This window comes from Mesorhizobium sp. M0587, from assembly GCF_040320945.1.
GTDB lineage: Bacteria > Pseudomonadota > Alphaproteobacteria > Rhizobiales > Rhizobiaceae > Mesorhizobium.
Genome location: NZ_JAMYQP010000008.1, coordinates 120,796 through 144,186, shown reverse-complemented (window position 1 = coordinate 144,186; position 23,391 = coordinate 120,796). Strand labels below are relative to the sequence as shown.

The following is a 23,391-nucleotide window of genomic DNA, read 5'->3' as shown; positions in this document are numbered from 1 at the left end:
GGACGCCGGGGAGCAATGCCATGGCAACAGCAACCCTGACCGCGGGAGCGCCGCCGGCGAGGCCGGCCGCCCCCGAGACCATCTCGACGCGGCGCGTCATCGCTTTCCTGGCGATGGTGTTCGGCATGTTCATGGCGATCCTGGACATCCAGATCGTCTCGGCCTCGCTGGCCGAGATCCAGGCGGGCCTGAGCGCCAGTTCCGACGAGATCCCGTGGGTGCAGACCGCCTACCTCATCGCCGAGGTGGTGATGATCCCGCTGTCGGGCTTTCTCAGCCGGATGCTGTCGACGCGGGTGCTGTTCACGGTCTCGGCCGCCGGCTTCACCGCGGCCAGCGCGCTCGCCGCGACCGCCACCAACATCGATCAGATGATCGTCTACCGCGCCATCCAGGGCTTCATCGGCGGCGGCATGATCCCGAGCGTGTTCGCGGCCGCCTTCACCATTTTCCCGCCCTCGCGCCGCGCCGTCGTTTCGCCGATGATCGGCCTTGTCGCGACCCTGGCGCCGACCATCGGCCCGACCGTCGGCGGCTATATCAGCCACGCCATGTCCTGGCACTGGCTGTTCCTGGTCAATGTCGTGCCCGGCATCCTGGTGACGACCGCGGCCTGGTCGCTGATCGACTTCGACAAGCCCAATCTCAAGCTGTTCAGCAAATTCGACTGGTGGGGCCTCGCCGGCATGGCAGCCTTCCTGGGCTGCATGGAATATGTGCTCGAGGAAGGGCCGAACAATGACTGGCTGCAGGACCAGGCGGTGTTCATCTGCGCCGTCATCATGACTATTGGCGCGGTGCTGTTCTTCTGGCGTGTCTTCACCGCCGAGGAACCGATCGTCGACCTTCGGGCCTTCAGCAACGTCAACTTCGCCTTCGGCTCGCTGTTTTCCTTCGTCATCGGCATCGGCCTCTATGGCCTGACCTATCTCTATCCGGTCTTCCTCGGGCGCATCCGCGGCTACGATTCGATGATGATCGGCGAGGCGCTGTTCGTCAGCGGACTGGCCATGTTCTTCACCGCGCCGATCTCGGGCATCCTGTCGAACAAGATGGATCCACGCCTGATGATGATGATCGGCTTCTTCGGCTTCGCCACCGGCACCTGGTGGATGACGCATCTGACCGCCGACTGGGACTTTTACGAGCTGCTCATCCCGCAGATCCTGCGCGGCTGTTCGATGATGCTGTGCATGGTGCCGATCAACAACATCGCGCTCGGCACCTTGCCGCCCGAGCGGCTGAAGAATGCGTCAGGCTTGTTCAATCTCACCCGCAACCTTGGCGGCGCCGTCGGCCTTGCCATCATCAACACCGTGCTGATCGACCGCAATGCCTTCCACTACGCCCGGCTCTCCGAACATGTGGAGTGGGGCAGTGCCGCCGCGCAGCAAAAGCTGCAGAACATGACGGTCAATTTCGAGCAGACCGCCGGCCTCGATGCCGCTAGCGCCGCGATCTCCAAGCTGTCGGGCATGGTCCATCAGCAGGCGGCGCTGCTGTCCTTCATGGACGTGTTCTACATGCTGACGGTGCTGTTCGCGACGCTCGGCCTGTTCACCATGCTGATCCGCAAGCCGGTCGCGGCCGGCGGCGGAGGCGGCGGCGGGCACTGACACCAAGCAATTCCAGGAAAACCGCGAAACGGTTTTCCGTCCGGAATTGCGCCAAAACAAGGAAACGTGGGCAGCGGTTTCGGGAAGTTCCTCCAGTCCACGCCCGAAAATTCTGACCGCGCAAAAACTCCGGGCCGCAAGCCCGGAGTTTTTCGTATTCCGGCCGGGATCTGGTCCCACGACGATTATGGGCTTGACAAATCCGCGCCGATGTGAGAATATAATCCTACATCGCCAAAGCGGAGTCTAGCGCAGTGGAAATCTCGAGACACCCTCATTCCAAGGCGGCGGCTGTCGGAAATCGAGCGGTCCTGCGTTCCCGTGAACGGTTCTTGTCAGGCCGTTGCGGGCTTGAAGGTCAGCGCCACGCCGTTGATGCAGTGGCGCAGGCCGGTCGGCGCAGGGCCATCGTCGAAGACATGGCCGAGATGGCCGCCGCAGCGGCGGCAATGCACCTCGATGCGGGTCATGCCGAGCGACCTGTCCTCGGTCTTGCCGATGCCATTGGCGATCTCTTGCCAGAAGCTCGGCCAGCCGGTGCCGGAATCGAATTTCGTCTCGGACGGGTAAACCGGCAGGTCGCAGCCGGCACAGGCGAAGATGCCCTTGCGGTGTTCGTTGAGAAGCGGGCTGGTGCCGGGATATTCGGTGCCTTCCTTGCGCAGAACGTCAAAGGCGGCCGGCGACAAGATGGCCTTCCACTCGGCCTCCGTCTTGGTGACTTCGAATCTTTCGGCGGCCCGCGCGGCCTCAGGTTTGCCCATCCGCAGCATTGTCGCCGCGGCCCCGACGATGCCGATCGTCGCGGCGCCGCTCAAAAGAAAGTCGCGACGGTTCATGACCAGTTCCTCCTGTCGTCTCTTAGCCAACTATGCCGCCAGTCGGAAATCAAAAGCCGGTGACGGGTGAGTTCCCGGAACGGATACTCCGCGCCGTTCCACATCTGAACGGCGCGGAGCGCGTGCCGGTTGCGGATCACGGGAGCGAGACCTGCAACCGACCGAGAGCCCTTGCTGCAACTTCGCCCGCGGCAGGCCCTTTGTTACATCTTGGGCAAGAGAACCTTGTCGATGACGTGGATGACGCCGTTGGATTGTTCGACATCGGCGATCGTCACATTGGCGACATTGCCGTTCTCGTCGGTGACGGTGACCTTGCCGCCCTCGGCCTTGAGCGACAATTCGCAGCCGCCGGCGGTCTTGACCTGATGCGCGCCGCCGTCGGCCTTGGCCATGGCGGCCACATCGGCTCCCATCGCCTTGGCGCCGATGACATGGCAGGCCAGGATCTTGGTGAGCTTGTCCTTGTTCTCGGGCTTGAGCAGCGTCTCGACGGTGCCGGCGGGCAGTGCGGCGAAGGCCTCGTTGGTCGGCGCGAACACGGTGAACGGACCGGCGCCCTGCAAGGTGTCGACCAGGCCGGCAGCCTTGACAGCGGCGACCAGCGTTGTGTGGTCCTTCGAGTTGACGGCGTTCTCGACGATGGTCTTGTTGGCGAACATGGCGGCGCCGCCGACCATCGGATTTTGGGCATAGGCCGCAGTGGCAAGCGCTGAAACGGCGACCGTACCGGCAAGCAAAAGGGTGGCGAATTTACGCATGATGTCAAACTCCTCGGGTTTTTCTCTTCCCATTTTTAGGGACGCGAGGAGATACGGAGCACAAAAGCGAGAGTTTCAGAACGTTCGCAGTTTTTTGTTCCTTCGTGGTGCTGGACGGATTTTTTGTGCGCCAGGATGTTCCTGCCATAGAATCGACAGGTCACGGCAAACGGAGGATAGACTTGAAATATTCTGTTGATCGCTGGCGCGAGATCGGTCGCTCAGATGCTCTTCAAATCGCCTGCGGCAACCACCGGCCCGGTCGGCTGGCCGGTCGGCGAACCGCCTGTCGGTTCGAGGCTGACGGCCAGCACCGCGCCCATGGCGAGCTTTTCCTGCACGGCCGGCGAAATCGCCAGACGTGCCGTCGTACCGGCCGGGATGACGCCCATCGAGACCGGGGCATTCTTGCCTTCGATCATCCACAGTTCGAAGTCCTTGCCGGCGGCGCGCTCGCCGGAAACGTGCGACAGGCTGACGTCATGATGCGCGGCGTCGTAGATGGCGAGATATTTGACGTCGGAGCCGGCGGCGGCAAGCGAGGCGACAAGGCGCGTCTGTGGCTGCACGGCCGGCGGGTTGAGAATGGGCACGGCGATGTAGATCGCCAGCGCGGCAACCGCCGCCGCCGCAAGGCGGCGCCAGAAGGCGAGGCTCGACCACAGCCCACCGCGCGATTCGGCGGGCGTCGCCGCCCCTGACGCAAACAACCGGTGATCTATCGCCGGCTTCACCGAAGCCGGGGGCTCGATTTCCGGATATGCGGCGGCCAGCGGCGAGAGATGAACCTCCCAGCCTTCGACAAGCCGCGCGAAACCGCTTTCCGCGTCGATGCGCCTGGACGCAAGCTGCCGCTCGTCCGCCGGCAGCACGCCGAGAACGTATTCGGCGGCGAGCAAATCGTCGCCTCCACGTTCCGGTCCATTGTCCTCTGCAAGCGTCATCTTTCCAGGCATTCTCTCAGTTTCATCAGGCTGCGGCGCAGCCAGGTACGCATCGTGTTCAGCGGCACACTGTGGCGCTCCGCCAGTTCGGCATAGCTTTCGCCCTTGAGATAGGCGCCCCGGACGGCCGCCGCCCGGTCCTGCTCCAACTCCTCAAGACAATGATGGATGCGTTCGGATTCGTCGCCCGACACCGCCATCGCTTCAGGTCCCGGCGCCGGATCGGCCACGTCGAGCGCGGCGTCGATATCGGCGGCAGGCTTGCGCCGCGCCCTCACGCGATCGATCGCGTGATTGCGCGCGATCGCCACCAGCCAGGAGATCGGACTGAGATCGGAGACGGCAAAACGGTCGGCCTTCGTCCATATCTTGACGAAGACTTCCTGTAGCGCTTCTTCCGCGTCTCCCCGGTCGTTCAATACACGAAGGCACACGCCGAAAAGTTTCGCGCTGGTCTGCCTGTAGAGCAGATCGAAAGCGGCCCGATCCTTCATCGAGGTCCGGACGATCAGCTTGGTGATGTCCTGCGGCGTCATGGCCAGGCAAATTAGGCTGTTGTAATGTGTTTGCAACGGCGGAAATTGACTTGTGCACCTCAAACATCGCGGGTGTCGCCCCGCGCACGCAAACCTTTGATTGCCAAGGAAATCGCCACTGGCTAGCTTGCCGGCAGTGGGGGAACGCGCATGTCGGTCGAACGGATACTTTGGCAAGAAGACGCCACCGGCCTCGCAGGGCTGGTCCGCAAGGGCGAGCTGTCCGCGATCGAGCTGACCGAAGCGGCGATCGCGCGCGCCGAGGCCACAAGGCCGGAAATCAATGCGACCGCCCAGCCGCTCTATGACGCCGCGCGGGCGCGGGCGAAGAGCATCGACCGCTCGCTGCCGCTGGCCGGCGTTCCCTTCGCCATCAAGGATCTCGGCATCGCCATCAAGGGCGTGCCGACGCATGGCGGCAGCCGCATTCCGGCTTGGCTACCCGACGTCAATTCGGTGATGACCGAGCGCTATCTCGCCGCCGGGCTCATTCCGATCGTCACCTCGACGTCGCCGGAACATGGGCTGCGGCTGATGACCGAATCCAGGGCTTTCGGCATCACCCGCAATCCGTGGAACACCGGCCACACCAGCGGCGGCTCATCCGGAGGGTCGGCGGCACTGGTCGCCGCCGGCGTCGTGCCGGTGGCGCATGCCTCCGATGGCGGCGGTTCGATCCGGGTGCCTTCCGCCTGCACCGGGCTTGTCGGGCTCAAGACCTCGCGGGGCCGAATCCCGCTGACGCCCCTGGTGAGCGAAAGCTGGTACGGCATGGTCGTCGACCATGCGGTCACCCGTTCGGTGCGCGATTGCGCACTGCTGCTCGATCTCACTCATGGTCCGGATATTCTGTCGCCCTATGCCGCCCCGCCGCCGAAGGGGACGTTCGCTTCCGCCGCCGCGCGCGATCCCGGCAAGCTCAGGCTCGCCATGTACCGCAAATCGCCGCTCGGCCTGCCGATTTCGACCGAGACGTTGAAAGCACTCGACACGGCGGTGGCGCTCGCCCGCGAGGGCGGCCACACGGTCGAGGAAATCGACCTGCCCTCCATCGGCCGCGAGTTCGTCGCCGACTTCTGCAGGACGGTTGCTTCCGCCGTCGCCGGCACGATGCGGGCCGAAACGCTGCGCGTCGGCCGTTCCGTGACCGGCGACGTCGAGCGCGCCACGCGGGTGCTCGGCAGATTGGGTGAATTGGTTTCGGCCGGCGAGACCTATGCCGCGTTGCAGCGGCTGCACGGGGCCTCGCGGCGGGTGATCGAAGAGACCGCGCACTATGACGCCGTGCTGATGCCGATCATCGCCCATCCGCCGCTGGCTTGCGGCGCCATGGATCCGAAAGGCGCCGATGAACTCATCGAAAACCTGCTCGACAGGCTTCACCTCACGCCGCTGCTGAAGCTGAGGCCGTTTTTCGGCCAGATGATGGACAAGAGCCTTTGGTTCACCCCTTGGCCGTCGATCCAGAATGTCAGCGGCCAACCGTCGATCGCGCTGCCCGTCCATGTCACCGACGCCGGCCTGCCGCTCGGGATCCAGGCCGCCGGCCGCCCGGGCGACGAGGAGACACTGCTGTCGCTGGCCGCGCAGATGGAGAAGATCTCGGGATGGCTCGGCCGCAGGGCGCCGCTGATGGTGCCCTCGTGATGGCACCGGTGGTGCCACCGGGATGGCACCGGTGGTGCCATCGTGATGACGAGGTCGTGAGGCGCTCGAATATGGCAGCAAAGCCATTTGCGGCGCGCGTCAATTCCCGCTAAGACGCCGCCGTCCTTACCAAGTGCATGTCGCCCAGAAGTGCTTAGCGGTTTTGGGACAACGAGATGCATAAAATCAAAAGCCGGGAACCACGCCGATGACGGAAATAACCGCCACCGCCGAGATGCAGGCAGCCCTGCTTTCCAGGGCGCTGCCTTACATGCAGCGCTACGAGAACAAGACGGTCGTGGTGAAATATGGCGGGCACGCCATGGGCGACAGCGAACTCGGCAAGGCCTTCGCGCGCGACATCGCGCTGTTGAAGCAGTCCGGCGTCAACCCGATCGTCGTCCATGGCGGCGGACCGCAGATCGGCGCCATGCTGACCAAGATGGGCATCGAATCGAAGTTCGAGGGCGGCCTACGCGTCACCGATCAGAAGACGGTCGAGATCGTCGAGATGGTGCTGGCCGGCTCGATCAACAAGGAGATCGTCGCTCTCATCAATGCCGAGGGCGAATGGGCGATCGGCCTGTGCGGCAAGGACGGCAACATGGTCTTCGCCGAAAAGGCCCGCAAGACGATGATCGATCCGGACTCCAACATCGAGCGGGTGCTCGATCTCGGTTTCGTCGGCGAGCCGGTCGAGGTCGACCGCACGCTGCTCGACCTTCTGGCGCGCTCCGAAATGATCCCGGTGCTGGCGCCGGTGGCGCCGGGCCGCGACGGCCACACCTACAACATCAATGCCGACACCTTCGCCGGCGCCATCGCCGGCGCCTGCAAGGCCTCGCGCCTTTTGTTCCTGACCGACGTGCCGGGCGTGCTCGACAAGAACAAGAAGCTGATCGACGAACTGACCGTTGCCGAAGCCAGGGCGCTGATCCGGGACGGCACGGTCTCGGGCGGCATGATCCCCAAGGTAGAGACCTGCATCGAGGCGATCGAGCGCGGCGTCGAGGGTGTCGTCATCCTCAACGGCAAGACGCCGCATTCGGTGCTGCTCGAACTGTTCACCGAACACGGCGCCGGCACGCTGATCGTGCCCTGAGCGGCCGCCGGCCGGTCAGGCAGGCTTGCGCGCCGGTCGTCGATTTCCTCTTCCGCGTCCTGTGGCCCGAGCCAGAATTCGGCAAGCGTCTGGCCTTCCATGGCGGACCCCCGGGAGGTTGGTCCGTGCATGCCGGCCGGCGATGTGGACGCCCGATTGGCCCGTTTCAGCAGTTTGCGTGCTGCTTTTCGGCAGGAATGCCGAAGCGAAGCGATGTCATCGCCTGAGATGTCCAAGCGGCACGTGGCCGGGTCCCTTGATGTTCTGCAGCACCAATTGCGTATGGACGTCGCGCACGCCCTCGAGCCGCATCAGCCGGTGCATGACGAAGGCGTTGAGTTCGTCGACCGACGGCACCATGACATGCAGCAGGAAATCGTGGTCGCCGGTCATCGTCCAGCATGACGACACCTCGTCCATGCGTTGCACCGCGGCAATGAAGCTCTCGGGCGAACCGTCGCTATGGCTGACAAGGCGAACCTGGATGAACACCTCGACCATCAGGCCGACGGCGCGGCGGCTGATCACGGCGGCAAAGCCCTTAATGATGCCGGCATCCTGCAACGCCTCGAAACGCCGCGCGCAAGGCGTCGTCGACAGGCCCACCTCCTGCGCCAGTTCGGACACAGGCTTACGTCCGTCGCGTTGCAGCACATCGAGCATCCTGATCTCGAAATCGTCGAATTGAGGCATTTTCACTCCCCTGATTTATTTTGTGAGTGAATATTATCCCAGATGTCGCGTTCGCGCCATCATCGAAACCGATTTGCCTCGGCAAATCCGGTTAGTCTTGCTGCACGTCAGCCATTCATGATTTGCGAGGAGAAAAACCATGACGACGATGAGCGTTGCCGAATATGCCCGCGACTGCGCGGCGCAAGGGTTGCGCGGCGACTATTCGGTCTGCCGCGCCGATTTCACCGTGGCGCAAGGCTATGATTATAGTGCCGAGGAACAGGCGGTGTGGCGCACGCTATGCGACCGCCAGACCAAACTGACGCGCAAGCTCGCCCACCACTCCTACCTCGACGGTGTCGAGAAGCTCGGCCTGCTGGACCGCATCCCGGACTTCGACGAGGTCAGCGCCAAGCTGCGTGAGCTGACCGGCTGGGAGATCGTGGCCGTGCCCGGTCTCATTCCGGCCGCACCGTTCTTCGACCACCTCGCCAACCGCCGCTTCCCCGTCACCAACTGGCTGCGCACGAGGCAGGAACTCGACTACATCGTCGAGCCGGACATGTTCCACGATTTCTTCGGCCACGTGCCGGTGCTGTCGCAGCCGGTGTTCGCCGATTTCATGCAGATGTACGGCCGCAAGGCCGGCGACATCATTGCGCTGGGCGGCGACGAGATGATCACCCGGCTCTACTGGTACACGGCCGAATACGGCCTCATCCAGGAGGCCGGCCAGCCGCTGAAGGCCTTTGGCGCCGGCCTGATGTCGTCCTTCACCGAATTGCAGTTCGCCGTCGACGGCAAGGACGCCCACCATGTGCCCTTCGACCTGGAAACGGTGATGCGCACCGGCTACGAGATCGACAAGTTCCAGCGCGCCTATTTCGTGCTGCCGTCCTTCGACGCCTTGCGCGACGCCTTCCAGACCGCTGATTTCGAGGCGATCGTCGCCCGCCGCAAGGGCCAGCCGGCGCTCGATCCGGCGACGGTCTGACCCACGCTGGCGAATTTCGCATCGCCCAACATCGTGTTGCGGCGATGCGGACGAGTTTGCCGGCGGAACCGTCAGGCGCCGACCACCTTGCTCAGGTGTTCCCCCAGCCGGCAGGCCAGCGCGGTGATCGTCGTCGTCGGGTTGGCCTGACCGGATGTACAGAACACCGATGAGCCGCCGACATAGAGATTGTCCATGCCATGCACCTTGCAGTTGGCGTCGACCACGCTCTTGGTGACGTCGCTACCCATGCGCGTGCCGCCCATATGGTGGTGGCCCGCGGTCTCGTCATCGGTCGGATAGTCCTGATCATTGATGATCCAGTCGGCGATGCGTACGCGGCCGAGATTCTTCTCGATCAACGTCGTGCCGAACAGCCTCAGTCCTTCGAGAAGGGTGCGGCGTTCCAGTTCCGATTTCTGCCAGTGCAGCTCGATGCGCGGCACGCCGGCATGGTCGACTTCGGTCTTTGACAGGTCGATCTGGTTGGCGGCCAGCGGCGCCTGCTCCCAGGCGACATAGAGCTGGGCCGCGCAGCGCAGGTTCTGGCTGAGCTTGGAGGACATCCACTCGGCCATGTTCGGCGCCGTGCAGGCGAGATCGGCGATGAGGTTCTTGACACCCGGATAAGGCGTCTTGATCAGCCTGATCCCGAAATTCATGATCCGCAGGCGCTCCGTCGCGGCAAGCGTCGGCGAGAAGAAGGCCTCGTTGACGGCATCCACCTCGAACTCGCCATAGTTTGACAGGATGGCGTTGCCGCCCTGGAAGGTCGGGTGTTCCATCCAGTAGCGGCCGAGCGCCGTCGCGTTCGGCACCACGCCGCCATTCGAGCGCTGGTTCGACCAAAGCAACAGCCGTGAATTCTCCAGCCCGCCGGTGCAGACGATGAAATAATCGGCGCTGAACGAGCCGGCGTCCTGCCCGTCGGACCACAGTCTGGCGCCCGTCACGCGCCTGCCGTCGCCGGCGAGCGAGGTGGCATAGGTGTTGAGCACGACGGCGATGTTCCGGCTCTTGTCGAGTTCGTCGCCGAACTTTTCGGCAAAGCGCACCGCCGGGCTCTTGATCAATTGCACCCAGCGGATGTCGTCCGAGATCGGCATGTCGGGGCGGAAGTCGGGGAGGTCGAGGATGTCGCGCACTTCCGGCAAATACGGCTCGATGTCGGTGCGGCGGATAGGCCATCCGGTATCCGGCACCCAAGCCTTCGGCTCGAAGTCCTGCTTGTCGAGCACACGGCACCAGCCGGCCCAGTGGTTGGAGCTGCCGCCCATGTATCGCAGCCTTGTGATGTCGAGATCGAAATAGAAATCGCCGACCGTGGCGCCGCGGTAGAAATCCTGCGACTCGTCGCTGAAGTCCCTGGAACCGGCCTCCAGCACCACCACCGGAATGCCCGAGGCGCCAAGCTTGCGGGCAATGGTGGTGCCGGCCGGGCCGGAACCGAGGATGCAGACCCTGGGCTTGAAGTCGGCGGCGCGATACGCCTCGTAGCTGTCGAAGATCATGCCAGGTCACTGCGCTTCAGGATCCAGCCATTGACCTCGACGATCTCGTCCGGGTCGTTTCTGGATGGGTCGGCCCGGGATGGGCCGGCCCGGGATGGACCGGCATGCGAAGGATCGGCATCAGGCAGCTTGCGGAACAAGGACAGGGCAGGCAGTGCGATCAGCGCCTGTACGATCGTGCGGCGCGATATGTTTTTTATGAAGAAACTCATGACTGGTCTCTCGGGTAAGGGCCTCGATCGGCGCATGGCGTTCCCGGAACGACTGTTCCCCGAAACGGCACACGCATAATGACTGACGCCAGTATCGTGCCAAGCTTGGCAGCAACCCACCAAAACGGCGTGCAAGCGGCACAACCGAATGCAAACAGGGTTAGAGAACCCTTAGCGACCCTGGATTGAGCGTGCGCTGGATCGGCCAGCCTCACGCCGCCTCGGAAAGATCGGTGTCGAGGATCGCCAGGTTGCGCCCGCGATGCTTGGCTTGATACAGGCGCCTGTCCGCGGCCCGCATCAGCTCCGATACGTTGACGTCTTCGCCGCAGACGGTCCCGCCGATGCTGACGGTCAGCGGAATGGTCCGTTCGTCGACGGGCCGGAAGCGGATCAACTCGACTTCGCGGCGAATGCGTTCGGCAACGCGCTTGGCTTCCTGTTCGGTGGCGCCGACGAGAAACGCGCCGAACTCCTCCCCGCCGATGCGGCCGAGCACATCGCCGCCGCGCACGCCGCGCTCAATGGCGCTGGCGATCAACAGCAGCGCGTCATCGCCGGTCAGGTGGCCAAAACTGTCGTTGACCGCCTTGAAGTGGTCGGCATCGATGATCAGCAGCGCGCCGCGATCGGACTTGCGGCGCGAACCGTCGAGCGCTGCAAAGAAGCTCTCCCGGTTGAGCATGCCGGTCATGTCGTCGCGGCTTGCCTTTTCCGCCAGGCGGCGGTGCGCGGCGGCAAGCTGGGCATGGGCGCGGGCAAGCTCGCGATGCGCGTTTTTCAGCCTGTCGCTCTGCCAGACGGTGCCGGCGCAGGCCGCCCATGCAAGCACCAGCGGACAAAGCGTCGAGGTCAACCAGATCGTCCGGTTGACCGGGAATCCCATGGCCGGAACGATGATCAGCGTCAGCAGGAGAGAGGCGGCGACTGAGGCGAAAGCGATGGCGGCGGATTTCAGAATTATGCTGTTCATCGCTGGCTCCCACAGGACTGTCTCTGTGCCAGCAAGCCCTGAATGTCACCTTTCCGGGATGCTTAAAATTTGAATCTTAAAGCCATTTCTGCCACTCTCGTCGCGTAGAAGTTGTGGATAAAGTTCCTTTCAGTCCCGACGTTTCATGCGATAAGGAGCGCATGACGACGCTCCCTGATCCCGCCCGTTTCGCTCATGTCACCGACTGGGTGTTCGACCTCGACAACACGCTCTATCCGCATCATTCGAATCTGTTTTCGCAGATCGACGTCAAGATGACCGCCTATGTCGGGGAACTGCTGGCGCTGCCGCGCGAGGAGGCGCGCAAGTTGCAGAAGGAGCTTTATCTGGAATACGGCACGACGCTGAACGGGCTGATGACGCGCCACAATATCGATCCCGACGATTTTCTCGAAAAGGTGCATGACATCGACTATTCGTGGCTGGTGCCGGATCCCGTTCTCGGCACCGCCATCCGCCAGCTTCCGGGCCGCAAGTTCATCTTCACCAACGGCGACCGCAGGCATGCCGAACGCACCGCCCGCCAGCTCGGCATCCTTGATCATTTCGACGACATCTTCGACATCGTCGCCGCCGGCCTCAATCCCAAGCCGGCGCGTCAGACCTATGAAAAGTTCGCCGAGCTGCACGCCGTCACCGGCCACAATGCAGTGATGTTCGAGGACCTCGCCCGCAACCTTTCCGTGCCGAAGTCGCTTGGCATGACCACGGTGCTGGTGGTGCCGCGCAATTTCGAACCGACCTTCTCCGAGATATGGGAACGTGATCCCGCCCAGGAAGACGACGTCGACTTCGTCACCGACGATCTTGCCGAGTTCCTGACGGAGATAGTTGTGGGAATAAGGCAGTAGTGAGTAGTGAGTAGGAGCCGCTTGCAGTCTCCACTACTCACTACTCACTACTCACCTAGCTTATAGAATTGGCTGATGATGCCCCATGCCTCGTCGGCGGTGTCGACGAAATCTATGATGTCCTGGTCGCCGGGGCTGATCGTGCCCTGTTCGGCGAGGAAGTCGAGGTCGATCGCCCTTTTCCAGAACGATTTGCCGAACAGGATCACCGGCACGCGTTCCATGCGCCCGGTCTGGATCAGGGTCAGCGTCTCGAAGAACTCGTCCATCGTGCCGAAGCCACCAGGAAACACCGCGACCGCCTTGGCGCGCATGACGAAGTGCATCTTGCGGATAGCGAAATAGTGGAAGTTGAAACAGAGCTCAGGCGTCACATAGGCGTTCGGCGCCTGCTCATGCGGCAAGACGATGTTGAGGCCGATCGAGGGTGCGCCGACATCGTCGGCGCCACGATTTCCCGCCTCCATCACGCCGGGCCCGCCGCCGGTCACCACCACATATTCCCGGTAGTATGAAGTGGCCGACTGTTGCGAGCAGAGGCGGGCGAATTTGCGCGCCTCCTCGTAATATTTGCTGTTTTCCTCGAGGTTCTTCTTCTGCGTCTCGTTCTTGGCCGCCCAGGCCTCGCCGCCGGGCTCGGGCAGGCGCGCGCCGCCGAACAGGATCACCGTCGAACGGATGCCGCGTTCGGCCAGGATCATTTCCGGTTTCAGGAGTTCCAGCTGCAGGCGCACCGCGCGCAGTTCGCGCCGCGTCATGAAGTCGGGGTCGTTCCACGCCAGCCGGTAGGTTTCGGCGCGCGTCTGCGGCGTGTCCGGCACGCTTTTCGACCGCTCCAGATCCTCGTCCGAGTGCGGCAGCGGCGTCCATCCCGCCTTTTCCATGGGAGTCATCAAATCCACCCGTCCAATTCCCTTAACTGCGCCGTCCCGTGACGCACACGCGATTGACCCCCTTTGAGCCTTAACATAGGGTCCGCGCGACTTTTAGACAGGTTAAGGCTCAGGCCCTTAACAGCTTGGTAATGGAGCGAAATCATGTCGAAACCCGATCTGGCGAGCCTCGAAAAGACCATCGAGAAGGCTTTCTCGGAACGCGACGCGATTTCGACGGCGACGCGCGGCGAGACGCGAGACGCCATCCAGTCGGCGCTCGACCTGCTCGACCGTGGCGTCGCCCGCGTCGCCGAGCGCCAGCCCGACGGCAAATGGCATGTCAACCAGTGGCTGAAGAAGGCGGTGCTGTTGTCCTTCCGGCTGAACCCGATGGAGATCATCAAGGGCGGCCCCGGCCAATCGGTGTGGTGGGACAAGGTGCCTTCCAAATTCGACGGCTGGAGCGCCGTCGATTTCGAGAAGGCGGGTTTCCGCGCCGTGCCGTCGTCGGTGGTGCGCCGCTCCGCCTATGTCGCGCCGGGCGCGGTGCTGATGCCGTCCTTCGTCAATGTCGGCGCCTATGTCGACTCGGGCACCATGGTCGACACCTGGGCGTCGGTCGGCTCCTGCGCCCAGATCGGCAAGAACGTGCATCTGTCTGGCGGCGTCGGCATCGGCGGCGTGCTGGAGCCGATGCAGGCCGGCCCCACCATCATCGAGGACAATTGCTTCATCGGCGCCCGCTCGGAGGTGGTCGAAGGCTGCATCGTGCGCGAAGGCTCGGTGCTTGGCATGGGCGTCTTCATCGGCCAGTCGACCAAGATCGTCGACCGCGCAACCGGCGAGGTTTTCTATGGCGAAGTGCCGCCGAATTCCGTCGTCGTCGCCGGCACGATGCCGGGCAAGAACGTGCCGGGCGAAAACTGGGGCCCCAGCCTCTATTGCGCCGTCATCGTCAAGCGCGTCGACGCCAAGACCCGGTCCAAGACCTCGATCAACGAATTGTTGCGCGATTGATCTTTCCGCAAAGCGGGCGCACCTTCCGCCGGCGCGACAATCGGTCGCGCTGGTTCAATATGGAGGGGTGACATGGACTGGAAATATCTGCTCACAAGTTTCGACGGCCGCATCAACCGCGCCAAGTTCTGGGCCGGCATCGGCATATTCCTCGCTATCGGCGTCGTTGCGTTCATTCTCGATGCGATCCTCGGCACACGTTTCACCACGGCCAGCGGCGCCCAGATCGGCATCCTCGGTATCCTGTTTGCGCTGGCGTCGATCTATTTCGCGATTGCCCTCTATGCCAAACGCTGGCACGACCGCAACAAGTCGGGCTGGTGGACGTTGATCGGCTTCGTACCCGTTATCGGCGGCATCTGGCTGCTGGTCGAACTCGGCATTCTCGAAGGCACCCGGGGTGCCAATCAATATGGACAGGACCCGCTTGCCTGACAGACCGGATCTCACTTGGCTTTTCTTCAAGACATCGGGCCGCGTCAGTCGCGCGGCCTATTTTCTTGGCGGATTGCTCGTCGCCATCATACAGGCCTTTCCGCTCTACCGTTTCACGCTGGTGCCGGAAGGCTCGGCGGAGAGCAACATGTGGTCGTTCATCTTCTTCGTCGCCTTCATCGCATCGCTTTGGTCGAACATCGCGCTGGCGGTGAAGCGGCTGCATGATTTTGACAAGCCGGGTATCGCCGCGGTCATCCTGTTCGTGCCGGTCGTCTCGATCGTCGCCTTCCTTGTCTTGTGCCTGTTTCCAGGGCAGCCTGGGCCCAACCGCTATGGCCGGCGCACCAACGAGCCTGCCCAACCCTGAGGGCGACCGGCGCCATGCGCTACCGCACGCTCGATCCGGAACTGATCATCGAGACCGCGCAACGGCTCGAGGTACGCGTCGCCGAGCGTTTTCCCGAGGCGGGCCTGCGCGGCGTCGCCGCCGAGCTGGTGTCCCTTTCGCGCGATCTGGCAAAGGGCGCCAAGGCGCTGGAAGCGCCGATCTGGTGGTTGCGCGGCCTCGTCATTGCCGCTGTCGCCGCCGGCGCACTGATGTTCATCTTCGTCGGCACGGTCCTGCCGTTCGACCGCATTTCCAAACCCGGTGACGCCGTCCAGTCGGTGCAAGGCATCGAAGCCTCGCTCAACATGCTCATCCTCGCCATTGTCGGCTTCCTCGCCTTGATCCGCTCCGAGGAGCGCATCAAGCGCAAGCAGGTCTTTCGCCAGTTGCACGGCCTGCGATCGCTGATCCACGTCATCGACATGCACCAACTGACCAAGGACCCGGCCGCTCTTTCCACCAGTTTCAAACCGACCACGCATTCGCCGGCCCGTATCACCAAGCCCGCCGATCTGGCGCGTTACCTCGATTATTGCTCCGAAATGCTGTCGATCACCGGCAAGATCGCGGCCTTGTTCGCCCAGTCGGTCAATGACGACGTGGTTATCGACGGCGTCAACGACATCGAGAACCTGGCATCCAACCTGTCACGCAAGATCTGGCAGAAGATCACGCTGATCGAAGGTCGTCCGGCCGCGCGCTGACCTGCTCCGGCGTCAGGCCGGGCGAGCCATGCCTGCCCGTTTCCGCCTCGCGCACCAAGCCGGCGATCCGTTTGATCGTCGGCGCCGGCGTGCCCGCTTGGTCCGCCAGCCGCAGAATGGCGCCTTGCAATTCGTCGATTTCCGTTCGCCGGCCGCGCTGCAAATCGTCCCACATCGACGAACGCGCCTCAGGATCGATCGCCAGCAAGCGCCGCGCCAGCAGCCTGAACAGCCAGTCCGGCAAGCTAAGCATTTTCGGCAGCAGTGCCGGCCGCAAGCCCGCGATCCGTGCCGGCACGATGCCGGAGGCCTTCATTGCGGCCAGTGCCTCGTCGATCTGGCCGGCCAGGATCAGCCGCCAGCGCCGATCGGACAATTCGGTTGCGAGCGGCAGACCGGAGAGCGCCACCAGCGCGTTATTCAAATTCGTCAGCAGCTTGCCCCACAGCACCGCCTTCATGTCGCCATGGGCTTCGACCGCAAGCCCTTCGACACCGAGAAGGCCCACAAGCCCGGCGCCGTCCTCCACCATCACCTTGCCGTCGCTGGCGCGGTGGATGCGCAGCGGCAACTCGCCGTCGGGCGATTGCACGACATTGAACGGCACCATGCCGGCCAGCACCGTTCGGCCGTCAAGCCAGGCGCGCAGCCTGTCGGCATTGTCGACGCCGTTCTGCAGGCTGACCACAACAGCGTCGGGCCGAGCGTGAGCCCTGATGAGCGCGGCCACGTCTTCGGTCGCACCGCTCTTGACCGTGACCAGGATCACATCCGCCTGCGGCAAGGCGACGGCCGGGTCGGTGGTGACGACAAGCGCCTCCGGCTTGATCGGGCGATCGCGGCCTTCGAGATCGGTGATCCGCATTCCGCCTTGCCGCAACGCCGCCTGATGCGGGGCCGGGCCAGCAGAACAAGCCGGCGCCCGGCGAGCGCCAGGCAGCCGCCAGCATAGCAACCGATGCTGCCGGCACCCGCGATGACGATCGTCTTGTCCGCTTCCACCATCCCGTCGCTCCGCACCGGCACCAACTATACGACATGAAAACCATAATGTCGGCGGTATCGCCGGCCATTGGGCTGGTCGCCATGTCTGGCCGTGACAGGCCCCCTGCTTTCGACTATCGCTTTTGCCATGACGCTGCCGACCGATCCCGCCGAAAACCTCGCCGCCCTTATCCGTTGCGCTTCGGTGACGCCCGCCGAAGGCGGCGCGCTGAGCGCGCTGGAAACAATGCTGAAACCGCTCGGCTTCCTGGTCGATCGGCCGGTGTTTTCCGAGGATGGCACGCCCGATATCGAAAACCTTTATGCACGGCGTTCCGGCAACGGCCGCCATTTGATGTTTGCCGGTCATACCGACGTGGTGCCGGTCGGCGACGAAGCCGCCTGGACGCATCCGCCTTTCGCCGCCGAGATCGCCAATGGCGAGATGTATGGCCGGGGCGCCGTCGACATGAAGGGCGGCATTGCCTGCTTCATCGCTGCCGTGGCGCGCCATGTCGAAACAAATGGCGGCCCAAAAGGTTCGGTCTCGCTGCTGATCACCGGCGACGAGGAAGGCCCGGCCATCAACGGCACGGTCAAGCTGCTCGAATGGGCGGCTTCCAGGGGCGAGAAGTGGGATGCCTCGATCGTCGGCGAGCCAACCAACCCGGACGCGCTGGGCGACATGATCAAGATCGGCCGTCGCGGCTCCATCTCCGGCGCCATCACCGTCAATGGCCGCCAAGGCCATGCCGCTTATCCGCAGCTTGCCGACAATCCGGTGCGCGGGCTGATGAGCCTGGTCGACGCCCTGCTGCATCCTGTCTTCGACAAGGGAACCAGGGATTTCCAGCCGACCAATCTGGAGGTCACCTCCATCGATGTCGGCAACCCGGCCACCAATGTCATCCCGGCCAAGGCGCTAGCTACCTTCAACATCCGCTTCAACGACAGTTGGACGGCGGAGACCGTGCAGGCCGAGATTCACAACCGACTCGACCAGGCGGCAAAGCGCAGGAAATACCGGCAGGCCAAGAAAACGCCGGTCGACTACGATCTCGTCTGGCGCGACCGGCCGAGCCATGTTTTTCTGACCCGTGACGACAGGCTGATCGAGACGCTCGGCGGTTCGATCAAGGCCGTCGTCGGCAAGCAGCCGGCGCTCTCCACCTCCGGCGGCACATCGGATGCGCGCTTCATCAAGGATTACTGCCCGGTGGTCGAGTTCGGCCTGGTCGGCAAGACCATGCACATGGTCGACGAGCGCGTTGCCATTGCCGACCTCGAAACGCTGACGCAGATTTACCAGCGCTTCATCGAAGACTGGTTCGGACAGGACTGAGTAGCATGCTTTCGGCGGATGAAACCCAAGCTTCGCTGACCGGCGCCTGGCGGCTGATGCTGGGAAAGGTCGACGGCTTGCGCCTGCTCGACCTGTCGGCGGATGGTTTCTGGAATTCCTTTTTCGCCATCGTCGTTGCGGCGCCCGCGCTGATCGTCGGCTGGGTCGGCATCGCCAATGAGATCGGCGATCCCGATGCCTTCGCGGGCCGTTTCAGCATGCTGTTGCGTCTGGCGACCGTCGATATCGGCTCCTGGGTACTGCCGCTGGTCGCGCTCGCGCTAATCGCGCCGCGCGCCGGCATTGGCGGCCGCTTCGTCCACTACGTCGTTGCCAGCAACTGGGCCTCGGCCATCACCGCCTGGCTGATGCTGCCCTCGGCGCTGGCCAGGCTTTTCCTGTCGTCGGCAAGCCAGGTTTCAAGCCTTGTGTCGCTGCTGTTGTTCGCGCTGTCGATGGTGCTGACCTGGCGCATGACCAATGCGACGATCGGCAGGGGCGCGGCGGTGGGCACAGCGGTTTTCGTCGGCATGTTCATCGTGTCGCTGGTGGTGCTGTTCGGCCTTCAGATGCTGCTCGGCATCAGCGTGCCGGACGATGTCGGGCCTCAGAGTCTTTCCGGGCTCATCTCAGGATAGAGCTTTCTCTAGCCCGGATAGAGCTTTCTTTCTCTAGCCCGGATAGTCGACGCCAACCAGGAAAAGTCCGTCGGGCGGCGCCACCTGGCCGCAGGCTGCACGGTCGCGCGCATCGAGTGCCGTTTTGAGGTCGGCGGCGGTCCAGCCGCCTTCGCCGACGCGCTTGAGCGAGCCGACCATGGAGCGCACCTGGTTGTGCAGGAAGGAGCGCGCCGACGCCCGCACCTCGATCAGGTCACCCGTCCGGCTGACATCGAGCCGCTCCAGCGTTCTGATCGGGCTGTTGGCCTGGCACTGCGTCGAGCGGAAGGTGGTGAAATCATGCCGGCCGAGCAGGATTTTCGCCGCCTCGTGCATGGCGCCCGCGTCGAGCCGCTTCGGCACCCACCAGATCTTGCCCTTTTCCAGCGCCGACGGCGCGCGCCGGTTGAGGATGCGGTAGAGATAGTGTCGGCCGGTGGCTGAAAAGCGCGCGTCGAAGTCCTCCGGGACGATGGTGGCCTTCAGGATGGCGATGCGCGCGCCGGCCGCCTGCAGATGGGCGTTGACGGCATCGCGCACCTTGTCGTCGGGCCACGCCTTGACGAGGTCGACATGTGCCACCTGGGCGGTCGCATGCACGCCGGCATCGGTGCGGCCGGCCGCCCGCAACCGGACCGCCTCGCCGCAGAATTTTTCGATCGCCTGCTCGATCGCCTGCTGCACCGAAGGCTGATCCGCCTGGTGCTGCCAGCCGGCGAACAGGCTGCCGTCATATTCGATGTCGAGGCGAAAACGCGGCATGGCAGACGAGCGCGCGCGCCTAGGCGGCGAGCGCGGTGAACGCCGAGGCGTAGACCAGTCTGCCGGTCTGCGGTGCGTCGCCCCAAGCCAGCGCCTGCAGCGCTTCGCCCTGGTATTTGCTCTCGAACTTCTCGGCGCGAGCGTGGCTGTAGCCGAAACGGCCGTAATAGGCCGGATCGCCCAGCACCACGGCCAGCGTCTCGCCGGCATCCCTGAGGCGGATATGCGCCTCGCGGATGAGCGCGCCGCCAATGCCGCTGCCGTGGAACGAGGGCTCGACCGCCAACGGCGCGAGCGCCACGGCCGCAAAACTCTTGCCGCCGTTCTGGACGAACAGCCGCGAAAACAGGATATGGCCGACCACCTGTCCGTCTTCTTCCGCCACCAGTTCGGCAACGGCATCGCCGCCGGTGACCAGCGCGTCGACCAGCCCGGCCTCCGCCTGCTGGCCGAAAGCGTGCTCCTCGACGAGGCGGATGGCCTCGCGATCCCGCGGCGTCGCCGCGCGTATCGACATCATGCTCATGACAACTTCGTTCCTTTTTCGATCTTGGCCCCGCGCAGGAATTCCGACGCGGCGGCGGGCCTTCCGCCCGCCCGTTGAACTTCGACCAGTCTGACCGCGCCTGTTCCGCAGGCGACCGTCAGCCGGTCATCGAGAATTCCTCCCGACTCGCCGATGCCTTGCGAAAGCGTCGAGCGAAGCAGTTTCAGCCGTTCCACGCGGCCGCCAATTTCAACCTCGCACCAAGCGCCGGGAAAGGGCGACAGGCCGCGAATGTGGTTGTGGACCTCGACCGCAGGCCGTGTCCAATCCACGCGCGTCTCGGACTTATCGATCTTTCTGGCGTAAGTCACCCCTTCCACCGCTTGTGCGGCAAACGCCAGGGCGTCTCCCTCCAGTCCCGCCAGCGCTTCCACAATCAGCGCGGCCCCAATGGTCATCAATCGATCATGCAGATCGCCGGCCGTCATATCGGGTTCGATGGAGCATTTTGCAACCAATCCCACCGGGCCGGTGTCCAGGCCCTCATCCATGCGCATCACCATCATGCCGGTTTCGCGGTCACCGGCCATGATGGCGCGCTGGATGGGGGCGGCGCCGCGCCAGCGCGGCAGAAGCGATGCATGGCCGTTGATGCAGCCAAGCCTGGGCGCCTCGAGAACCGCCTTCGGCAGCAGCAGGCCGTAAGCGACGACCACGGCGACATCGGCCTGTAAGGCACGCAATGCCGCCTGCTCGGCCTCGCCCCTGAGCGATGCCGGCGTACGCACCTCGACGCCCAGCCGTTCCGCCTCGCGCTGCACCGGCGACGGCGTCAATTCCAGGCCGCGCCGTCCGGCGGCGCGCGGCGGCTGCGTGTACACGGCTGAGATATCATGGCCAGCTTCCGCGATCGCGCGCAGCGTCGGCACCGAAAACTCCGGCGTGCCCATGAAGATGACGCGAAGAGGCATTTTCTTCGGATCCTGTCTTGCGCCCCCGCCGTGAGCCGGCTCAGGCATCCGCTTCAAACGGGTTTATGATCCTCAGGTCAAGCCTTCAAAGTCGCGAACATTGCGAGTCGCAAGCGCAGCGTCATGGGCAAGACAAAGCGCGGCAATCATGGCGTCGGAAAGACTGATTGGGCGGCCATTGCTCCCTATCCCACCAACTTGCCGGGCCCCTTGTCCCTGGCGAGCTTCTTGAACTTCTTCACCACCATGTCGCGCTTCAGCTTCGAGATGTGGTCGATGAACAGCACGCCGTTGAGGTGGTCGATCTCGTGCTGCAGGCAGGTCGCCATCAGGCCCTCGGCCTCCATCTCCTGCAATTTGCCGTCGCGGTCGAGATATTTGACCCGAACCGCGGCCGGGCGTTCGACCTCGGCGTAGTAATCCGGGATCGACAGGCAGCCTTCCTCATACACCGATCGAGCGTCGGCGCTTTCCAGGATTTCCGGGTTGATGAAGACGTGCGGCGCCGGGGTCTCGTCTTCCTTGGCGAGATCGATGACCAGCATGCGCAGCGGCTCGCCGACCTGGATTGCCGCGAGCCCGATGCCGGGCGCGTCATACATGGTCGCCAGCATGTCGTCGGCCAGTTCGCGCAAAGGCGCATCGACGCGCTCCACCGGCTTGGAAACCTGGCGCAGGACGGGATCGGGAAGGATGATGAGCGGCTTGATCGGCATGGCGTTCCACCTAAGACGTCCAGCGAAAAGCGTCAACCGGTGCGCTTGAACGGCGTTCACGTTTTGATCTGTGCCGGCCGCGCGAATCGGCTATGCTGTCCCCATGAACGATCTGAGCACCATCCTTTCCGAACCTGTCGCGCGGCTTGGCGCCACCACCATCACGCTCGGCCATGCCTTGGCGTTCGGCGCCTTGCTGTTTCTCGGCCTGTTCGTGGCGCTTGTCGTCGCGCTGTGGCGGTCGGCCAAGGCGCGCGCCGTCGCCGCCGCTGAAGCCGCCGACCATGCCCGCGACGCCGAGGCGCGGATGGCAGGCATTCTGCAAAGCCAGGCGGAGATGCAGGGCCGCATGGGGGCGATCGCCGAAGTGTTCGGGGCACGGCAGGCGGAGCTGACGCAGTCGATCGGCCAGCGACTGGACGCCATGACCGGCCGCATCGGCCAGACCATGACCGAGCAGACCAAATCCACGCATGAAAACCTGGCCAGGCTGCAGGAGCGCCTGGCGGTCATCGACACCGCGCAAGGCAACATCCAGGCCCTCGCCGGCCAGGTCGTGCAGCTGCAGGCGATCCTCTCCAACAAGCAGACGCGCGGCGCCTTCGGCCAATCGCGCATGGAGGCGATCGTCGCCGACGGCCTGCCGCACGGCGCCTACGAATTTCAGGCGACGCTGTCGAACGGCAGCCGGCCCGATTGCCTGGTGAAGATGCCGAACGGCGCGCCATCGCTCGCCATCGACGCAAAGTTTCCGCTGGAAGCCTGGAACGCCATCCGCGCCGCCGACGGCGCCGACCTGCAGAAGGTAGCCGCCCAGGCGTTCCGGCGCGACATCGAGGTTCATATCCGCGATATCGCGGAAAAATACCTGCTCCGGGGCGAGACGCAGGATACCGCCTTCATGTTCGTGCCGTCGGAATCGGTATTCGCCGAAATTCACGAGAATTTCGAGGCGATCATCCAGAAGGCGCACCGCTCCCGCGTCGTCATCGTCTCGCCGTCACTGCTGATGCTGTCGATCCAGGTCATCCAGGCCATTCTCAAGGATGCCCGCATGCGCGAGCAGGCACACCTGATCCAGGGCGAAGTGATCCGGCTGATGGAGGATGTCGCGCGGGTCGACGAGCGGGTGCGCAAATTGCAGGTCCATTTCGGCCAGTCGGCCAAGGACATCGACGACATTCTCGTCTCGACGTCGAAGGTGACCAAGCGCGGCCAGAAGATCGAGGCGCTGGAGTTTGGCGAAAGCGAAGCCGAGCCGCCGCGCGGCGACAAGACCGAAACGGCGACGCGCGTTGCCGATTCCAAGACCGGACAGCTCAGGCTGCGGGTCGTCGAGGACGGCGACTGATTTCGGCCGAAGGAG

General features: G+C 63.9%; 24 protein-coding genes and 3 pseudogenes. 12 read left to right on the top strand and 15 right to left on the bottom strand.

The features are described 5' to 3' along the window. Positions 1 to 20: 20 nt before the first annotated feature. Positions 21 to 1,616: a DHA2 family efflux MFS transporter permease subunit gene (locus NKI49_RS10245; RefSeq protein ID WP_352603433.1), complete on the top strand. Its 1,596-nt coding sequence runs from the start codon at positions 21 to 23 to the stop codon at positions 1,614 to 1,616. Between the two features lie 335 nt (positions 1,617 to 1,951). Here NKI49_RS10245 and msrB read toward each other — a convergent pair whose 3' ends face one another. From msrB to NKI49_RS10225, 4 genes are all read right to left on the bottom strand, one after another. Further along, positions 1,952 to 2,455 (bottom strand): peptide-methionine (R)-S-oxide reductase MsrB, encoded by a 504-nt coding sequence (gene msrB, locus NKI49_RS10240; RefSeq protein ID WP_352603435.1) that lies wholly within the window; start codon positions 2,453 to 2,455, stop codon positions 1,952 to 1,954. A 203-nt stretch (positions 2,456 to 2,658) separates the two neighbouring features. Further along, positions 2,659 to 3,216 carry a fasciclin domain-containing protein gene (locus NKI49_RS10235; RefSeq protein ID WP_352603437.1) on the bottom strand — a complete coding sequence of 186 codons (558 nt, stop codon included), beginning with the start codon at positions 3,214 to 3,216 and terminating at the stop codon, positions 2,659 to 2,661. Positions 3,217 to 3,437: 221 nt separating this feature from the next. Next, positions 3,438 to 4,160, bottom strand: coding sequence for an anti-sigma factor (locus NKI49_RS10230; RefSeq protein ID WP_352603501.1), 723 nt, complete (start codon positions 4,158 to 4,160; stop codon positions 3,438 to 3,440). Further along, positions 4,157 to 4,696, bottom strand: a complete 540-nt coding sequence (locus NKI49_RS10225) for a sigma-70 family RNA polymerase sigma factor (protein WP_352603503.1) — start codon at positions 4,694 to 4,696, stop codon at positions 4,157 to 4,159. Before NKI49_RS10225 ends, NKI49_RS10230 begins: the two co-directional genes overlap by 4 nt. A 150-nt stretch (positions 4,697 to 4,846) precedes the next feature. Here NKI49_RS10225 and NKI49_RS10220 point away from each other — a divergent pair, with 150 nt between their 5' ends. Further along, positions 4,847 to 6,343 carry an amidase gene (locus tag NKI49_RS10220; protein ID WP_352695620.1) on the top strand — a complete coding sequence of 499 codons (1,497 nt, stop codon included), beginning with the start codon at positions 4,847 to 4,849 and terminating at the stop codon, positions 6,341 to 6,343. A 208-nt stretch (positions 6,344 to 6,551) separates the two neighbouring features. Then, complete coding sequence (argB, locus tag NKI49_RS10215) at positions 6,552 to 7,445, top strand: acetylglutamate kinase (RefSeq protein ID WP_352603441.1); 894 nt, start codon at positions 6,552 to 6,554, stop codon at positions 7,443 to 7,445. A 216-nt stretch (positions 7,446 to 7,661) separates the two neighbouring features. Here the strand turns inward: argB and NKI49_RS10210 are convergent, their stop codons facing one another. Continuing rightward, entirely contained in the window at positions 7,662 to 8,138 is a 477-nt protein-coding gene (locus tag NKI49_RS10210) for an Lrp/AsnC family transcriptional regulator (protein WP_352603443.1), read from the bottom strand. A gap of 139 nt (positions 8,139 to 8,277) precedes the next feature. Between NKI49_RS10210 and phhA the strand changes: the two genes are divergently transcribed. After that, entirely contained in the window at positions 8,278 to 9,114 is an 837-nt protein-coding gene (gene phhA, locus NKI49_RS10205) for a phenylalanine 4-monooxygenase (RefSeq protein ID WP_352603445.1), read from the top strand. 71 nt (positions 9,115 to 9,185) lie between these two features. Here the strand turns inward: phhA and NKI49_RS10200 are convergent, their stop codons facing one another. From NKI49_RS10200 to NKI49_RS10190, 3 genes are all read right to left on the bottom strand, one after another. Beyond that, on the bottom strand, positions 9,186 to 10,625 hold the full coding sequence (locus tag NKI49_RS10200) for a GMC oxidoreductase (protein WP_352603447.1): 1,440 nt from the start codon (positions 10,623 to 10,625) through the stop codon (positions 9,186 to 9,188). After that, the gene (locus NKI49_RS10195) at positions 10,622 to 10,837 is read right to left on the bottom strand and encodes a hypothetical protein (protein WP_352603449.1); all 216 of its coding nucleotides are present in this window, start codon (positions 10,835 to 10,837) and stop codon (positions 10,622 to 10,624) included. Before NKI49_RS10195 ends, NKI49_RS10200 begins: the two co-directional genes overlap by 4 nt. A gap of 211 nt (positions 10,838 to 11,048) precedes the next feature. Next, entirely contained in the window at positions 11,049 to 11,810 is a 762-nt protein-coding gene (locus tag NKI49_RS10190) for a GGDEF domain-containing protein (RefSeq protein ID WP_352603451.1), read from the bottom strand. Positions 11,811 to 11,971: 161 nt separating this feature from the next. Here NKI49_RS10190 and NKI49_RS10185 point away from each other — a divergent pair, with 161 nt between their 5' ends. Beyond that, complete coding sequence (locus tag NKI49_RS10185; RefSeq protein WP_352603453.1) at positions 11,972 to 12,682, top strand: pyrimidine 5'-nucleotidase; 711 nt, start codon at positions 11,972 to 11,974, stop codon at positions 12,680 to 12,682. A gap of 47 nt (positions 12,683 to 12,729) precedes the next feature. Here NKI49_RS10185 and NKI49_RS10180 read toward each other — a convergent pair whose 3' ends face one another. Then, positions 12,730 to 13,575, bottom strand: coding sequence for an LOG family protein (locus NKI49_RS10180; RefSeq protein WP_352603455.1), 846 nt, complete (start codon positions 13,573 to 13,575; stop codon positions 12,730 to 12,732). A gap of 144 nt (positions 13,576 to 13,719) precedes the next feature. Here NKI49_RS10180 and dapD point away from each other — a divergent pair, with 144 nt between their 5' ends. The 4 genes and pseudogenes from dapD to NKI49_RS10160 all read left to right on the top strand — a co-directional run bounded on the left by dapD (position 13,720) and on the right by NKI49_RS10160 (position 16,179). Next, positions 13,720 to 14,574 carry a 2,3,4,5-tetrahydropyridine-2,6-dicarboxylate N-succinyltransferase gene (gene dapD, locus NKI49_RS10175; RefSeq protein WP_352603457.1) on the top strand — a complete coding sequence of 285 codons (855 nt, stop codon included), beginning with the start codon at positions 13,720 to 13,722 and terminating at the stop codon, positions 14,572 to 14,574. 72 nt (positions 14,575 to 14,646) lie between these two features. Continuing rightward, complete coding sequence (locus NKI49_RS10170; protein ID WP_352603459.1) at positions 14,647 to 15,009, top strand: DUF805 domain-containing protein; 363 nt, start codon at positions 14,647 to 14,649, stop codon at positions 15,007 to 15,009. Beyond that, positions 14,987 to 15,379 (top strand): DUF805 domain-containing protein, encoded by a 393-nt coding sequence (locus NKI49_RS10165; protein ID WP_081689702.1) that lies wholly within the window; start codon positions 14,987 to 14,989, stop codon positions 15,377 to 15,379. The genes NKI49_RS10170 and NKI49_RS10165 overlap by 23 nt, the downstream gene beginning before the upstream one ends. A 14-nt stretch (positions 15,380 to 15,393) precedes the next feature. Continuing rightward, positions 15,394 to 16,179: pseudogene (locus tag NKI49_RS10160) on the top strand (hypothetical protein). A 10-nt stretch (positions 16,180 to 16,189) separates the two neighbouring features. On the opposite strand, the pseudogene NKI49_RS10155 reads toward NKI49_RS10160, so the two are convergent. Next, positions 16,190 to 17,059: pseudogene (locus NKI49_RS10155) on the bottom strand (2-dehydropantoate 2-reductase); the annotation flags it as partial. 177 nt (positions 17,060 to 17,236) lie between these two features. Between NKI49_RS10155 and dapE the strand changes: the two are divergent. Together dapE and NKI49_RS10145 are read left to right on the top strand one after the other, a co-directional pair. Continuing rightward, positions 17,237 to 18,430, top strand: a complete 1,194-nt coding sequence (gene dapE, locus NKI49_RS10150; protein ID WP_352603461.1) for a succinyl-diaminopimelate desuccinylase — start codon at positions 17,237 to 17,239, stop codon at positions 18,428 to 18,430. A 5-nt stretch (positions 18,431 to 18,435) separates the two neighbouring features. After that, positions 18,436 to 19,068 (top strand): transporter, encoded by a 633-nt coding sequence (locus NKI49_RS10145; RefSeq protein ID WP_352603463.1) that lies wholly within the window; start codon positions 18,436 to 18,438, stop codon positions 19,066 to 19,068. 33 nt (positions 19,069 to 19,101) lie between these two features. On the opposite strand, the gene truA is transcribed toward NKI49_RS10145, so the two are convergent. From truA to def, 5 genes and pseudogenes are all read right to left on the bottom strand, one after another. Next, positions 19,102 to 19,851 carry a tRNA pseudouridine(38-40) synthase TruA gene (gene truA, locus NKI49_RS10140; protein WP_352603465.1) on the bottom strand — a complete coding sequence of 250 codons (750 nt, stop codon included), beginning with the start codon at positions 19,849 to 19,851 and terminating at the stop codon, positions 19,102 to 19,104. A 19-nt stretch (positions 19,852 to 19,870) separates the two neighbouring features. Then, the gene (locus tag NKI49_RS10135) at positions 19,871 to 20,377 is read right to left on the bottom strand and encodes a GNAT family N-acetyltransferase (RefSeq protein ID WP_027028316.1); all 507 of its coding nucleotides are present in this window, start codon (positions 20,375 to 20,377) and stop codon (positions 19,871 to 19,873) included. Next, positions 20,374 to 21,309, bottom strand: coding sequence for a methionyl-tRNA formyltransferase (gene fmt / locus NKI49_RS10130; RefSeq protein ID WP_352603467.1), 936 nt, complete (start codon positions 21,307 to 21,309; stop codon positions 20,374 to 20,376). Before fmt ends, NKI49_RS10135 begins: the two co-directional genes overlap by 4 nt. Before the next feature lie 40 nt (positions 21,310 to 21,349). Continuing rightward, positions 21,350 to 21,486 (bottom strand): annotated as a pseudogene (locus tag NKI49_RS10125) (type II toxin-antitoxin system VapC family toxin); the annotation flags it as partial. A gap of 8 nt (positions 21,487 to 21,494) precedes the next feature. Then, positions 21,495 to 22,025 (bottom strand): peptide deformylase, encoded by a 531-nt coding sequence (gene def / locus NKI49_RS10120; RefSeq protein WP_352603469.1) that lies wholly within the window; start codon positions 22,023 to 22,025, stop codon positions 21,495 to 21,497. Positions 22,026 to 22,128: 103 nt separating this feature from the next. Between def and NKI49_RS10115 the strand changes: the two genes are divergently transcribed. Further along, a complete protein-coding gene (locus NKI49_RS10115) occupies positions 22,129 to 23,376 on the top strand; it encodes a DNA recombination protein RmuC (protein ID WP_352603471.1) in 1,248 nt (415 codons plus the stop codon). The last annotated feature ends 15 nt before the right edge of the window (positions 23,377 to 23,391 follow it).

Coding starts and splice junctions, on each gene's coding strand:
- NKI49_RS10245 (WP_352603433.1), top strand. CDS start 21: ATGGCAACAGCAACCCTGACCGCGGGAGCGCCGCCGGCGAGGCCGGCC.
- msrB (WP_352603435.1), bottom strand. CDS start 2,455: ATGAACCGTCGCGACTTTCTTTTGAGCGGCGCCGCGACGATCGGCATC.
- NKI49_RS10235 (WP_352603437.1), bottom strand. CDS start 3,216: ATGCGTAAATTCGCCACCCTTTTGCTTGCCGGTACGGTCGCCGTTTCA.
- NKI49_RS10230 (WP_352603501.1), bottom strand. CDS start 4,160: ATGACGCTTGCAGAGGACAATGGACCGGAACGTGGAGGCGACGATTTG.
- NKI49_RS10225 (WP_352603503.1), bottom strand. CDS start 4,696: ATGACGCCGCAGGACATCACCAAGCTGATCGTCCGGACCTCGATGAAG.
- NKI49_RS10220 (WP_352695620.1), top strand. CDS start 4,847: ATGTCGGTCGAACGGATACTTTGGCAAGAAGACGCCACCGGCCTCGCA.
- argB (WP_352603441.1), top strand. CDS start 6,552: ATGACGGAAATAACCGCCACCGCCGAGATGCAGGCAGCCCTGCTTTCC.
- NKI49_RS10210 (WP_352603443.1), bottom strand. CDS start 8,138: ATGCCTCAATTCGACGATTTCGAGATCAGGATGCTCGATGTGCTGCAA.
- phhA (WP_352603445.1), top strand. CDS start 8,278: ATGACGACGATGAGCGTTGCCGAATATGCCCGCGACTGCGCGGCGCAA.
- NKI49_RS10200 (WP_352603447.1), bottom strand. CDS start 10,625: ATGATCTTCGACAGCTACGAGGCGTATCGCGCCGCCGACTTCAAGCCC.
- NKI49_RS10195 (WP_352603449.1), bottom strand. CDS start 10,837: ATGAGTTTCTTCATAAAAAACATATCGCGCCGCACGATCGTACAGGCG.
- NKI49_RS10190 (WP_352603451.1), bottom strand. CDS start 11,810: ATGAACAGCATAATTCTGAAATCCGCCGCCATCGCTTTCGCCTCAGTC.
- NKI49_RS10185 (WP_352603453.1), top strand. CDS start 11,972: ATGACGACGCTCCCTGATCCCGCCCGTTTCGCTCATGTCACCGACTGG.
- NKI49_RS10180 (WP_352603455.1), bottom strand. CDS start 13,575: ATGACTCCCATGGAAAAGGCGGGATGGACGCCGCTGCCGCACTCGGAC.
- dapD (WP_352603457.1), top strand. CDS start 13,720: ATGTCGAAACCCGATCTGGCGAGCCTCGAAAAGACCATCGAGAAGGCT.
- NKI49_RS10170 (WP_352603459.1), top strand. CDS start 14,647: ATGGACTGGAAATATCTGCTCACAAGTTTCGACGGCCGCATCAACCGC.
- NKI49_RS10165 (WP_081689702.1), top strand. CDS start 14,987: ATGGACAGGACCCGCTTGCCTGACAGACCGGATCTCACTTGGCTTTTC.
- dapE (WP_352603461.1), top strand. CDS start 17,237: ATGACGCTGCCGACCGATCCCGCCGAAAACCTCGCCGCCCTTATCCGT.
- NKI49_RS10145 (WP_352603463.1), top strand. CDS start 18,436: ATGCTTTCGGCGGATGAAACCCAAGCTTCGCTGACCGGCGCCTGGCGG.
- truA (WP_352603465.1), bottom strand. CDS start 19,851: ATGCCGCGTTTTCGCCTCGACATCGAATATGACGGCAGCCTGTTCGCC.
- NKI49_RS10135 (WP_027028316.1), bottom strand. CDS start 20,377: ATGAGCATGATGTCGATACGCGCGGCGACGCCGCGGGATCGCGAGGCC.
- fmt (WP_352603467.1), bottom strand. CDS start 21,309: ATGCCTCTTCGCGTCATCTTCATGGGCACGCCGGAGTTTTCGGTGCCG.
- def (WP_352603469.1), bottom strand. CDS start 22,025: ATGCCGATCAAGCCGCTCATCATCCTTCCCGATCCCGTCCTGCGCCAG.
- NKI49_RS10115 (WP_352603471.1), top strand. CDS start 22,129: ATGAACGATCTGAGCACCATCCTTTCCGAACCTGTCGCGCGGCTTGGC.